Annotated in this window: 11 protein-coding genes and 1 pseudogene; 7 read left to right on the plus strand and 5 right to left on the minus strand. The window is 59.0% G+C overall.

What is annotated here, in order from left to right; genetic code table 11:
• A pseudogene (locus tag BHE81_RS28745) lies at positions 1-261 on the plus strand (hypothetical protein); the annotation flags it as partial.
• Positions 262-503: 242 nt separating this feature from the next.
• Here the strand turns inward: BHE81_RS28745 and BHE81_RS13050 are convergent.
• Together BHE81_RS13050 and BHE81_RS13055 are read right to left on the minus strand one after the other, a co-directional pair.
• Entirely contained in the window at positions 504-1,304 is an 801-nt protein-coding gene (locus BHE81_RS13050; protein WP_023342633.1) for a hypothetical protein, read from the minus strand.
• Positions 1,305-1,428: 124 nt separating this feature from the next.
• Positions 1,429-2,313, minus strand: coding sequence for a LysR family transcriptional regulator (locus BHE81_RS13055; protein WP_002914178.1), 885 nt, complete (start codon positions 2,311-2,313; stop codon positions 1,429-1,431).
• A gap of 211 nt (positions 2,314-2,524) precedes the next feature.
• Here BHE81_RS13055 and BHE81_RS13060 point away from each other — a divergent pair, with 211 nt between their 5' ends.
• Positions 2,525-3,097: a flavin reductase family protein gene (locus BHE81_RS13060; protein WP_004174789.1), complete on the plus strand. Its 573-nt coding sequence runs from the start codon at positions 2,525-2,527 to the stop codon at positions 3,095-3,097.
• Between the two features lie 10 nt (positions 3,098-3,107).
• On the opposite strand, the gene BHE81_RS13065 is transcribed toward BHE81_RS13060, so the two are convergent.
• Positions 3,108-3,470, minus strand: coding sequence for a helix-turn-helix domain-containing protein (locus tag BHE81_RS13065; RefSeq protein WP_085783298.1), 363 nt, complete (start codon positions 3,468-3,470; stop codon positions 3,108-3,110).
• Between the two features lie 334 nt (positions 3,471-3,804).
• On the opposite strand from BHE81_RS13065, the gene oqxA reads away from it, so the two are divergent.
• Together oqxA and oqxB are read left to right on the plus strand one after the other, a co-directional pair.
• The gene (gene oqxA, locus BHE81_RS13070; RefSeq protein WP_002914189.1) at positions 3,805-4,980 is read left to right on the plus strand and encodes a multidrug efflux RND transporter periplasmic adaptor subunit OqxA; all 1,176 of its coding nucleotides are present in this window, start codon (positions 3,805-3,807) and stop codon (positions 4,978-4,980) included.
• A 23-nt stretch (positions 4,981-5,003) separates the two neighbouring features.
• Positions 5,004-8,156, plus strand: coding sequence for a multidrug efflux RND transporter permease subunit OqxB (oqxB, locus tag BHE81_RS13075; RefSeq protein WP_110246654.1), 3,153 nt, complete (start codon positions 5,004-5,006; stop codon positions 8,154-8,156).
• Positions 8,157-8,225: 69 nt separating this feature from the next.
• Here oqxB and BHE81_RS13080 read toward each other — a convergent pair whose 3' ends face one another.
• Together BHE81_RS13080 and BHE81_RS13085 are read right to left on the minus strand one after the other, a co-directional pair.
• Entirely contained in the window at positions 8,226-8,705 is a 480-nt protein-coding gene (locus BHE81_RS13080; RefSeq protein WP_000888203.1) for an RrF2 family transcriptional regulator, read from the minus strand.
• Positions 8,706-9,118: 413 nt separating this feature from the next.
• The gene (locus tag BHE81_RS13085) at positions 9,119-10,030 is read right to left on the minus strand and encodes a LysR family transcriptional regulator (RefSeq protein WP_002914199.1); all 912 of its coding nucleotides are present in this window, start codon (positions 10,028-10,030) and stop codon (positions 9,119-9,121) included.
• A gap of 115 nt (positions 10,031-10,145) precedes the next feature.
• Here BHE81_RS13085 and speB point away from each other — a divergent pair, with 115 nt between their 5' ends.
• The 3 genes from speB to BHE81_RS13100 are packed head-to-tail and all read left to right on the plus strand — an operon-like array spanning position 10,146 to position 13,034.
• Positions 10,146-11,096: an agmatinase gene (gene speB / locus BHE81_RS13090; RefSeq protein ID WP_004145693.1), complete on the plus strand. Its 951-nt coding sequence runs from the start codon at positions 10,146-10,148 to the stop codon at positions 11,094-11,096.
• 10 nt (positions 11,097-11,106) lie between these two features.
• Positions 11,107-11,970, plus strand: coding sequence for a sugar phosphate isomerase/epimerase family protein (locus tag BHE81_RS13095; protein WP_004145694.1), 864 nt, complete (start codon positions 11,107-11,109; stop codon positions 11,968-11,970).
• Entirely contained in the window at positions 11,967-13,034 is a 1,068-nt protein-coding gene (locus BHE81_RS13100) for an isopenicillin N synthase family dioxygenase (RefSeq protein ID WP_004145695.1), read from the plus strand. Before BHE81_RS13095 ends, BHE81_RS13100 begins: the two co-directional genes overlap by 4 nt.
• Positions 13,035-13,051 lie beyond the last annotated feature (17 nt).

Consider the following 13,051-nt stretch of genomic DNA (forward strand, 5'->3'; position numbering starts at 1 on the left):
CTTCCTGCTCCTGCTCCTGCTCCTGCTCCTGCTCCTGCTCCTGCTCCTGCTCCTGAAACAGTGTTGAAAACCACTGAGAGAAAGGAAAGTATCGTTGAAAAAATTGCAGAACTGGAATTACGGCTTAGAGAAGACAAACGAAACGAAATCGTAGGAAAGATTCTTCAAAAAAATGCAGTACAACGGCAAAAGCATCTCAGATTCGTAGAGTGGCTTGCCCACCAAAATTCTCCATCGGTGATTACCAGAGTCATCCGATGAAGTCCTGAAAGCCCGCACGGCGCAAGCCCTGCGGGCTTTTTTGTGCCTGCAATTTGTCCCGTGAAGTCCGAAGAGAACTCATTAAATCCGAACCTCTTAGGCCCATTGATAGGCCCAACGAAAAGCTCTGTTGTTTTCGCGCTACCAATTACCCGCCAACCCCCCCTCTCAGAACTAGACCTCCCACGACACTCGCACAACCCTTTCACCCTCCGGCCGCGTCCGCGGCCGGAGGGATAGATTTACCCCTTGTGAGAATACGCGTCCAGCATGGCAAGGACCGCCCGACGCGCCGCATCGTCTGCGATATTGTCAGGCAGCGCATCAGCCCGCAGGTTGACATAAGCGTCAGCAGCCCCTCGAATGGCAATCCCGACGGAGTGACGATCGTGTGTTGCCAGGGTGGAAGTCAGCAGGCCATCGGGTTCAATGCCGAGGGCTTCTATTCGACGAACGCCGCGTTGCGGTAGATTGGCGCGACGAAACAGCATCGGCCCCAGCACTTGTTCCCGGAAGAAAGACAGCATCCCCAGCGCTTCGAAGAGTTCCCCCCTGCCCAGTTTAACCACGGCATAATGCAGCCAGATCCAGGCCCGGGACTCAAACCACTCCGGCGTCATGTTCGGCCAGTGCGCGCTAAATTTTGCCAGCTGTCGCTTGAGAGCATCGTTATCACGGGTAAATAGCACGGCAGGCTCCTCAACGCGCTGAGTGAGCATGTCCAGGGTGATAAATTTCAGATCGACATGCAGAAGTTGCGGGCCAAACAGGCAGATCAGCAGGCGAGGCTCACCGACGTGTTCCCCGGTGAAAGCATGTAGCAGATGGCCGAGCGTTCCGGCGAACGCCATACGCTGAGCCATGATTTCGTCATAATAGAGAGGGTCGATCACCACCACGAAATCCAGATCGGAGTATTGATCAAACCCGCCATGGATAAACGAGCCGCCGGCGAGAAGGGAGTGGATCCGCGAATCAGACTGTAATTTAAGCTTCAGTTGCTCTGCAAAACTTCTGTGTAAATCGGGTAGCGTATTAAGCATACTTTTTCCTGTTCACAAAAAAGACAAAGCATTACAGAATATCGAGCGATTCATCAGCAGACCAGATATTTCTGCTGGAACCCTACCCTCCATCGCGAAGCGCTAAATGCAAGCAATACTCCCCTCAAACCACCTCGCTCATCCACTCAGCAAACGCCCGCACGGCGGGAGAGAGAAAGCGCTGGTGCGGATAGAGCAATGTGACGGGTACCGGGGGCGGCTGCCAGTCCGTCAGCACTTCCACCAGTCTCCCCTCCTGCAGGTGGTCAGCAACGATATTCTCCGCCAGCTGCGCCAGCCCAAATCCTGCCAGGCACATTTTTATATAGAGCCCCGTTTCATTCACCGCGGCGTTGCCGCTGACGGGTACAGAAAAGGTCTCGCCATGGCGAACGAAGCGGAACTCATCGGCCCGCCTCGCCTGACCGGAGAAATAATGCACAGCCCGGTGCTGAGAGAGCGCCTCCGGTGACGGCGGCACACCATATTCCCTGAGATAGTCCGGTGACGCGCAGGTGACCCAGCGAAAGCGGCCCAGAGGGCGGGCCACCAGGCTGGAGTTGTTCAGCTCTCCCGTTCGTATCACGCAGTCGACGCCTTCCTGAATGAGATCGACCTGGCGATCGCTGACGCCGATCATCAGGTAGATATCGGGATAGCGCCGGTAAAAGTCCGGCAGATGCGGCATGACGATGAAATGCGCGATGCCCGCGGGCATATCAACCCGCAGGCGCCCCTGAGGCCGCGCGACAGACTCGCTCAGGGTGGATTCACTATGTTCGATGAGGGCGAGAATTTCCCGGCACTGCGCCAGATACTGCATCCCTTCCGGGGTAAGGCTCACCCGCCTTGTGGTCCGGTTCAGCAGCCGTACCTTCAGGTATTTTTCAAGGTTTTTAATGGTACTGGTGACAGTGGAGGCCGGCAGGGAAAGGGTTTCCGCGGCACGCACGAAGCTTCCTGCCTCCGCGACGCGCATAAACATCTGCATAGCCTGAATACGATCCACCTTCTTTCTCTCCTGTAGCGAGCAGCTTACCGACAGACGGCATGATTATTCGTGGATTATGAATAATGAAAACAATTTACGCACCTTTTTACGCTTAATCGCCTGGCGTATCGTTGCACGGTGGATTACGAAAGGGGGCCCGAAAATGAACATGCCCTCAATAAATATCCAGATAATCATTACGTTAAATAGCATGCACAAAGGAAAAACCATGTCCGTTCAGCCTGTCGAAATAAGTAAGGCCTATCGTTTATTGCAGGTCGGGTCCACCACCATGATTTCCGCAAAATATGATGGCGTCGAAAATGTCATGTCAGCCGCCTGGGTTGGGCTGGCAGGCGAGCGAAAAGTGGTGGCCTATATTGGCACCCAGGCTTTCACTCGTCAGCTGGTGGAAAAGAGCGGCTATTTCGTGGTGCAGATCCCCGTAGTCAGCCAGATGGCAACCGTCCTCTACGCTGGCGGGCGCAGCTATGCCGACGCGCCGGATAAAAATGACACCATCCCCTTCTTTTATCAGCCGGAATTTGATCTTCCTCTTGTGGCAGGCTGTGCGGGCTGGCTGGTGTGCAAAGTGATGCCCTACCCGGACATTCAGCAGCAACACAATCTGTTTATGGGCGATATCGTCGCCGCCTGGAGCGATGACCGGGTATTCCGCAACGGACACTGGATTTTTGATGATGCGCCGGACGAGCTACGGACCGTTCACTATGTCGCAGGCGGGCAGTTCTATGCCATCGGCAAAGGCAGCAAATTCGATCATGGGCCGGGTCAGGACTGACCCTCCCCGGTCATGCGGATCGCTGACGAGATGTTTGCGCAGCAGAGCGGCTGATACTCCGGCGCCAGACGCCGGGCGCCTGGCCGTACTGGCGCTTGAAGCTGCGGTTGAAGGACTGCTGGGAGTCAAAGCCGAGGGCAATCGCCACGTTCAGGATCGGCTCGTTGCTGTGGGCCAAGCGTTCGATCGACTTTTGCAGCTTTTTCGCCCGAATATATTCTCCGAGGGGCTGCCCGGTATGTTCTTTGAAGATCCGCTGCAGGTGCCACTTCGAATAGCCGGCTCGTCGGGCAACGGTGTCAATATCCAGACGGCTATCAAGATGGTTGTCGATCCAGTCGATCAGATCCTGAATGATGGCGCCAGTGTTCATCATGTTACCCCCTCGCGGCCGGTTAAAAGCATCTTTGTCAGTTGCATTTAAAGGTGGCCTGTTTTTACACAAAATGCAAGTTTTATTGTTACATTTAAATCCACGCCGGGATCGCGGTTTTTTATCCCCCCCCTGGACCGCACATAAAGTGCAACAATTATTCTTGCACTTAGTTAAGCGCCTTCCTACAATCGCCGCGATAGTGTATTCGAAATTGTTACAGTTTTGTGGCGATGATCGACACAAATGGCCTTAAGCCAGCCCGGACAAAGGAAGTGGCGCGGCTTCTCACGCTGCGTCTTGCCCGGCGGCTACATTTACCGGAATAAAAATAATGAGCCTGCAAAAAACCTGGGGAAACATTCACCTGACCGCGCTCGGCGCGATGATGCTCTCCTTTCTGCTCGTCGGCTGCGACGACAGCGTCGCGCAGAATGCTGCGCCTCCCGCCCCGACGGTCAGCGCCGCTAAGGTGCTGGTGAAGTCGATCAGTCAGTGGGATAGTTTTAACGGTCGCATTGAAGCGGTGGAGAGCGTTCAGCTTCGCCCTCGCGTCTCGGGATACATTGATAAAGTGAATTACACTGACGGCCAGGAGGTGAAAAAGGGCCAGGTGCTGTTCACGATAGATGACAGAACCTATCGCGCCGCGCTGGAGCAGGCGCAGGCGGCGTTGGCAAGAGCCAAAACGCAGGCCAGCCTCGCGCAAAGCGAGGCGAACCGCACCGATAAATTAGTCCATACCAACCTCGTCTCCCGTGAAGAGTGGGAGCAGCGCCGGTCAGCCGCGGTTCAGGCGCAGGCCGACATTCGCGCCGCGCAGGCGGCGGTGGATGCCGCGCAGCTTAACCTCGACTTCACCAAAGTGACCGCCCCTATTGACGGCCGCGCCAGCCGGGCGCTGATCACCAGCGGTAACCTGGTCACCGCGGGCGACACCGCCAGCGTGCTCACCACCCTGGTCTCGCAAAAGACGGTGTACGTCTACTTTGACGTCGACGAGTCAACCTACCTCCACTATCAAAACCTCGCCCGCCGCGGGCAAGGCGCGTCCAGCGATAATCAGGCGCTCCCGGTGGAGATTGGCCTGGTGGGCGAGGAGGGTTACCCCCACCAGGGCAAAGTGGATTTTCTCGATAATCAGTTAACGCCGAGTACCGGCACCATCCGCATGCGTGCGCTGCTGGATAACTCGCAGCGTCTGTTCACGCCGGGGCTGTTTGCCCGCGTGCGTCTGCCGGGCAGCGCAGAGTTCAAAGCCACGCTGATCGACGACAAAGCGGTACTGACCGATCAGGATCGTAAATACGTCTATATCGTTGATAAAGATGGTAAAGCACAGCGCCGCGACATTACCCCAGGGCGGCTGGCAGACGGTTTACGCATCGTTCAGAAGGGGTTGAATCCTGGGGATAGCGTCATCGTCGACGGCTTACAAAAAGTGTTTATGCCGGGTATGCCGGTTAACGCCAAAACCGTTGCCATGACCTCCAGCGCCACCCTTAACTGATCCCTAATCAGAGAATCCAAGACATGGACTTTTCCCGCTTTTTTATCGACAGGCCGATTTTCGCCGCGGTGCTGTCGATTTTAATTTTTATCACCGGGTTAATCGCTATCCTACTGCTGCCGGTGAGCGAATATCCGGATGTCGTCCCGCCGAGCGTCCAGGTGCGCGCGGAGTATCCCGGCGCCAACCCGAAAGTGATTGCCGAGACCGTGGCGACGCCGCTGGAGGAAGCGATCAACGGCGTTGAAAACATGATGTACATGAAATCGGTCGCCGGCTCCGACGGCGTGCTGGTCACCACCGTCACCTTCCGCCCGGGTACCGACCCGGATCAGGCGCAGGTTCAGGTGCAGAACCGCGTCGCGCAGGCCGAAGCGCGTCTGCCGGAGGATGTACGCCGTCTGGGGATCACCACCCAGAAGCAGTCTCCGACGCTGACCCTGGTGGTGCATCTGTTCTCCCCCGGCGGGAAGTACGACTCGCTGTATATGCGCAACTACGCCACGCTGAAAGTGAAGGATGAGCTGGCGCGCCTGCCCGGCGTCGGCCAGATCCAGATTTTTGGCTCCGGTGAATATGCGATGCGCGTCTGGCTGGATCCCAATAAGGTCGCTGCCCGCGGTCTGACGGCCTCGGATGTGGTGACGGCGATGCAGGAGCAAAACGTCCAGGTGTCTGCCGGACAGCTTGGCGCCGAGCCGCTGCCGCAGGAGAGCGATTTCCTGATCTCCATTAACGCCCAGGGCCGTCTGCATACCGAAGAAGAGTTTGGCAATATCATTCTGAAAACGGCGCAGGATGGCTCGCTGGTCCGCCTGCGCGACGTGGCGCGCATCGAGATGGGTTCCGGTAGCTATGCGCTGCGCTCCCAGCTCAACAATAAGGATGCGGTCGGGATCGGTATCTTCCAGTCACCCGGCGCTAACGCCATCGATCTGTCGAACGCGGTACGCGCCAAAATGGCCGAGCTGGCCACCCGCTTCCCGGAAGATATGCAATGGGCGGCGCCGTACGACCCGACGGTTTTCGTCCGCGACTCCATCCGCGCGGTGGTGCAGACGCTGCTGGAGGCGGTAGTGCTGGTGGTGCTGGTAGTGATCCTGTTCCTGCAGACCTGGCGCGCGTCGATTATCCCGCTGATCGCGGTGCCGGTATCGGTGGTGGGTACCTTCAGCATTCTCTATCTGCTGGGCTTCTCGCTGAATACCCTGAGCCTGTTCGGGCTGGTACTGGCTATCGGTATCGTGGTGGACGACGCCATCGTGGTGGTGGAGAACGTCGAGCGTAATATCGAAGAGGGGCTTGCGCCGCTTGCCGCGGCGCATCAGGCGATGCGTGAGGTCTCCGGGCCGATTATCGCCATTGCGCTGGTGCTGTGTGCGGTGTTCGTGCCGATGGCGTTTCTCTCCGGGGTCACCGGCCAGTTCTACAAACAGTTCGCGGTGACCATCGCCATCTCGACGGTGATCTCGGCCATCAACTCGCTGACGCTCTCCCCGGCGCTGGCGGCCCTGCTGTTAAAGCCGCACGGCGCGAAGAAAGACCTCCCTACCCGGCTGATCGATCGTCTGTTTGGCTGGATTTTCCGTCCGTTTAACCGCTTTTTCCTGCGCAGCTCGAACGGCTATCAGGGGCTGGTGAGCAAAACCCTCGGACGCCGTGGCGCGGTGTTTGCGGTGTATCTGCTGCTGCTCTGCGCCGCTGGGGTGATGTTTAAAGCCGTCCCCGGCGGGTTTATTCCCACCCAGGATAAGCTGTATCTCATTGGCGGCGTGAAGATGCCGGAAGGGTCGTCGCTGGCGCGCACCGACGCGGTGATCCGCAAAATGAGCGAGATCGGGATGAATACCGAAGGGGTCGACTATGCGGTCGCTTTCCCGGGGCTTAACGCGCTGCAGTTCACCAACACGCCGAATACCGGGACGGTCTTTTTTGGCCTGAAACCGTTCGACCAGCGCAAACACACGGCGGCGGAAATTAACGCGGAGATCAACGCCAAAATCGCGCAAATCCAGCAGGGCTTTGGCTTCTCCATCCTGCCGCCGCCGATTTTAGGACTGGGTCAGGGTTCCGGCTACTCCCTGTACATCCAGGATCGCGGAGGGCTGGGCTATGGCGCGCTGCAAAGCGCGGTGAATGCGATGTCCGGGGCGATTATGCAGACGCCGGGGATGCACTTCCCGATCTCGACTTACCAGGCTAACGTGCCGCAGCTGGACGTGCAGGTCGATCGCGATAAGGCGAAAGCGCAGGGGGTATCGCTAACCGAGCTATTCGGTACGCTGCAGACCTATCTCGGCTCGTCTTATGTCAATGACTTTAACCAGTTCGGGCGTACCTGGCGCGTGATGGCCCAGGCTGACGGACCATACCGCGAAAGCGTGGAAGATATCGCCAATCTGCGCACCCGCAATAATCAGGGCGAAATGGTACCGATCGGCAGTATGGTGAATATCAGTACCACCTACGGGCCGGATCCGGTGATCCGCTACAACGGTTATCCGGCGGCGGACCTGATTGGCGATGCCGATCCGCGGGTCCTCTCTTCTTCACAGGCGATGACGCATCTGGAGGAGCTGTCGAAGCAGATCCTGCCGAATGGGATGAATATTGAGTGGACGGATCTCAGCTTCCAGCAGGCCACCCAGGGCAACACGGCGCTGATCGTCTTCCCGGTGGCGGTGCTGCTGGCGTTCCTCGTGCTGGCCGCGCTGTATGAAAGCTGGACCCTGCCGCTGGCAGTGATCCTTATCGTGCCGATGACGATGCTCTCCGCGCTGTTTGGTGTCTGGCTGACCGGGGGCGATAACAACGTCTTCGTGCAGGTGGGGCTGGTGGTCCTGATGGGTCTGGCCTGTAAAAACGCCATTCTGATCGTCGAGTTTGCCCGCGAGCTGGAGATCCAGGGGAAAGGCATCATGGAAGCCGCGCTGGAGGCATGCCGCCTGCGTCTGCGCCCGATCGTGATGACCTCCATCGCCTTTATCGCCGGGACCATTCCGCTGATCCTCGGCCACGGCGCGGGGGCGGAAGTCCGCGGCGTCACCGGGATCACGGTGTTCTCCGGGATGCTGGGCGTGACGCTCTTCGGTCTGTTCCTGACGCCGGTGTTTTACGTGACGCTGCGAAAACTGGTGACCCGCAGGAAGCCGGTCCAGGAGGATCTGCCCGCCTAGCCTGCAGCAGATAACAAAAAAACCGCCTTCACAAGTTGAAGGCGGTTTTTTTTCGTCACCAGAAAACGATTAATGCGCTTTTTTAAAGCGGGCGATCATTTCCGGCACCGGGTCGCAGCCGCTGGTATCGGCGTTTTTGACCGCCTCCAGCGCGCTGGCCACGGTATGGCGAGCGAGGACGTTTAACGAAGCCTGCTCTGCTTCGTCGGCAACCGATTTGAAGTACCAGCAGGCGTTGGCGCTGACCACGCAGCGGGCCGGGACGTCAGGACGCGACGCCCACAGTTTTTTATCTTCGATAACCGAAAGATAGATATCACGCAGGGTGATCTTGTCCGCCGGACGGCCAAGATGAATTGAGCCGTTGCGGCCAAGCGTGGAGACGATAATGCCGTCACGAGTTAGCGGAACCATTAGTTTACGGATAAAGCTCGGGTTCGCTTCCAGGCCGTAGGCCAGAATCGCACTCGTCGAACGTTCACCCATCTGCTCCGCCATTGCTACGCTGAGAACCATCTGCAAAGCTGTCGGGAAGCGGTAATCTAACATGGCTGTGTCCTGGGTTGCGGTGAATCTTGTTCTTTTTGGCACCGCAGAGGTGAATAATCAATGAACAACAATATAACAAATACGGGAATTTTTTTGAAGCAATCTGCGGTTAGCCTGCGAAGTAAATTTTCTGATTTCACGGGCAAAGGCGGGGCAAACACAGATTCCCCTTCGTACCGTTTTATTTAACGCAAACGCCATCCTTTGTTCCGCTAGCCGCGCCCTGTCGCCCCGCGACCTGTCCACACCAGCGGCGCCTAACCCTGTGGATAACCTGGAGGCAGTTGCCTGGCAGCCGCAGCCCGGGCGGGCTACCGGCCGCCGTTCGTTTTTTGAACAGGGGACATACCCCCGCCGGGCAGCGCGCTAAGCGCGAAAATCACCACCCCGGCACAGGGAAGCGCCCGCCCCGCTTAATAATTCCACTTCGGCCGCGCCACCGTGTTTTTCTTCAGCAGGTCGCGGAACGCTTTCAGGTAGGGCTCATTGCTGCGCCCGCGCTTACAGATGGCCGAGAACGGCGACTGAAAGCCAAACTCGTTGGGCAGCAGCACCCGCAGGCGGTTCTCTTTGATCCACGGCCAGGCGTAATGCTCCGGCAGATAGCCAATATATTTCCCCGAGAGGATCAGCAGCAGCTGGGCGTCGACGGTCTCGACGGTGGCGCTCCCTTTGCTGAAGCCCCGACGGCGGAGATCGCTGGTGTTCCAGTAGCTGCGGGTCACCAGCGGGCACTGGCTGATCTGCTCTTTATCGAGCTGGCGGCTGAAGAACATCGGGTGCAGATCGCTGCAGTAGAGCCAGTGCTGTTCACGGTACAGCGGCTCGCTGATGATGTTATGCACCTGCGAGTTGTAGCTGCCGATGGCCAGGTCGATATGGTTGTTCAGCACGCCGTTCAGTTGCTCCGCCGGGGTGCGGATAATCAGTTTGATATGCACATGGGGAAATTTGTCGCTGAAGCTGCGCAGAACCACCGGCAGCGAGAGCGCCGTTTCGGTCTCGATGGAGTCGAGCGTCGAGATGCACAGGGTGCCGCTGTGCTCCCCTTTGAGCAGCGCCGACTGCCGCTCCAGCTCATTGAGTTCACTCAGCACGCGGATCGCCTGCTGTAAAAACTGCTGGCCTTTCTCGGTCAGAGAAAAGCCGCCGCGCCCGCGCTGGCAGAGGGTGAAGCCGAGCTGTCCCTCCAGCTGCGACATCGCATTGCTGATGGCGGAGACCGAAATACCCAGCTCCTGCTGGGCCCGGCTGTAGCTCTCCAGGCGGGCCACCGCCTCGAAAACCTGCAGCTGGCGAATATTGAGGCTGGCGTCGTGATGCATCGTATTTAGTTCACCAATAAATGAACTGAGTATTTACGCCAGACGATGTAAAGTCCAGCGCGGGTTGCGCACTATCTCTCCTGTTACGTTTCATCCGTCAGATTCAGGAGCAGACATGGATAACCTCTTTCACCAACCGCAGGGTGGCAATGAGATGCCACGCTTCGCCGGACGCGCCACAATGATGCGCCTGCCGTTTATCGAAGATTTACAGGGACTTGACGCGGCATTTGTCGGCATTCCGCTGGATATCGGCACCTCGCAGCGCTCGGGCACGCGCTACGGACCACGCTATATTCGCGCCGAATCGGTGATGATCCGTCCGTACAATATGGCGACCGGCGCCGCGCCGTTCGACTCGCTGTCGGTGGCCGACATCGGCGATGTGCCGATCAATACCTACAGCCTGCTCAAATCGGTGCAAATTATCGAAGATTACTACACTGGTTTGAATAGTTATCCGCTGATCCCGCTGACCCTCGGCGGGGACCACACCATTACCCTGCCGATCCTGCGGGCGCTGACCAAAAAACATGGTCCGGTGGGGCTCATCCACGTCGACGCCCATACCGATACCAATGATGAGATGTTCGGAGAGAAAATCGCCCACGGCACCACCTTCCGCCGCGCCGTTGAGGAGGGACTGCTCGACCTCAAACGGGTGGTGCAGATTGGCCAGCGCGCCCAGGGCTATGCCGCCGGCGACTTCCAGTGGGGCGTTGACCAGGGCTTTCGCCTGGTGCAGGCGGAGCAGTGCTGGCATACCTCGCTGGCGCCGCTGATGGCCGAAGTCCGCCAGCAGATGGGCGACGGGCCGGTGTATCTCAGCTTTGATATCGACAGCCTCGATCCCATCTGGGCTCCGGGAACCGGGACGCCGGAAGTTGGCGGTCTGACCTCCATTCAGGCGCTGGAGATCGTCCGCGGCTGCCGCGGCCTGAACCTGATTGGCGCCGATCTGGTCGAGGTCTCGCCCCCCTACGACGTGAGCGGTAATACCTCCCAGCTGGCGGCCAACCTGCTGTACGAGATGCTCTGCGTCCTGCCCGGCGTGAAGTACGCCTGAGGAAGCCGCCATGGAGCTGAAATGCTTTCGCACCCTCTGGGGAGTGACGACCCCCTGGCCGCAAACGCTGGATGAACTGCAGCGCGTCGGCTGCTGCGGCATCGAAGCCCGCGTGCCGTTAACGGTGGCCGAGCGGCGGCAGCTCGCCGACCGCCTGCAGGCGTCGGGGCTGGAGTATATCGCCATTCTTTTCAGCGGCGGCGGGGTGCTCCCCGCCCAGCATGAAACGCCCGAGCAGCATCTGGCGCGCCTGCAGACCCGCTTCGCCGAGGCCAGCAGCCTCAACCCGCGCTTTGTCAATTTGCTGGCGGGCAACGATCGCTGGCCGCTGGCGCAGCAGGTCGATTTTCTCGGCAAGGCGCACGAGCTGGCCGCCGGGTTTGGTTTGACCTGCAGCTTTGAAACCCATCGCGCCACCTCGCTGTACAGCCCGTGGCTCACCCTGGAGATCATTCAGCAGCTCCCCCAGCTGCGCTTTACCGCCGACATCAGCCACTGGGTGGTGGTCAGCGAGCGCCTGCTGGATGACCCCAGCGATGACTTCAGCGCCTTTATCGACCGCGTGCATCACGTGCAGGCTCGGGTGGGCTACGACCAGGGGCCGCAGGTGCCGCACCCGGCGGCGCCTGAGTATCAGCCGGCGCTGGCTTTTGCCGAGCGCTTCTGGCAGCAAATCTGGCGTTCGCAGCGCCAGCGCGGCTACCCGCAGACCACGCTGACCCCGGAGTTTGGCGCCGACGGCTATCTGCACCATCTGCCGTTCACCAACGTTCCGGTGGCCGATCTCTGGTCGCTCAACGCCTGGATGGCCACGCGCCAGCAGGCCCACTTTCAGCAGTTTTTATCGCTCACTGAACAGGAACCGCAGCCATGACCGCCGTGAAGCACGCTTTTACTGAACTCCCGACCATCGATATCCGCGATCTGGCCGGCGATGACCTCGCCAGGCGTCAGGCGGTGGCCGACGCCATCGGCCGCGCGGCGCGCGAGGTGGGCTTTTTCTACATCACCGGCCACGGTATCGACCCGGCGCTGATCGCCGGCGTCCGCGAGGCGGCGAAGCAGATCTTCGCCCTGCCGATGGAGGAGAAGATGAACTATTACATCGGCCACTCCAAAAGCCATAAGGGCTACGTTCCGGAAGGAGAAGAGATCTACGGCTCCGGCAAGCCGGACCATAAAGAGGCTTTCGATATCGGCTTCCAGGCAGCGGATGACCATCCGCTGGTGCTCGCCGGTACGCCGCTGATCGGCGCCAACGAGTGGCCCGATCTGCCGGATTTCCGCGCGCGGGTGCTGGCCTACTACGACGCGGTTTTCGCCCTCGGCCACCGTCTGTTCGACGCTTTCGCCCTCGCGCTCGGCCTGCCGGAAGGGTATTTCAAACCGATGGTGACCTGCCCGCCGGCTAAGCTGCGGCTGATCCATTACCCGTTCGACGCCAGCGTCGAAGATGTTCCCGGAATTGGTGCACACACCGACTATGAGTGCTTCACCCTGCTGCTCGCCGACCAGCCCGGCCTTGAAGTTCTCAATGAAGAAAGCGTGTGGATCGATGCACCTCCCGTCAAGAACGCCGCCGGAGAAGAGGCGTTCGTGATCAATATCGGCGACATGCTGGAAGTGCTCAGCGCTGGCACATTTGTTGCTACAGCCCACCGGGTGCGCAAAGTGCCGCAGGAGCGGTACTCCTTCCCGCTGTTTTTCGCCTGCGATTACCACACGCTGATCCGTCCGCTGCCGACTTTTCTCGCCGCCGGCGAAGCCGGTGAATATCAGGAGCTCAGCATCGGGGAGCATATGTGGAGCCAGGCCCTGCAAACCTATCGCTACCTGCGCGAAAAGGTCAATCGCGGTGAACTTCAGCTACCGGAGCGCGCGCGCGGCACCAATACGTTTGGCCATTTGAAAAAACAGGCTCAGCAAAAAAACCCCTAACCACCCGTGAGGATCCA

Source organism: Klebsiella sp. AqSCr, from assembly GCF_008452795.1.
Lineage (GTDB): Bacteria > Pseudomonadota > Gammaproteobacteria > Enterobacterales > Enterobacteriaceae > Klebsiella > Klebsiella pneumoniae.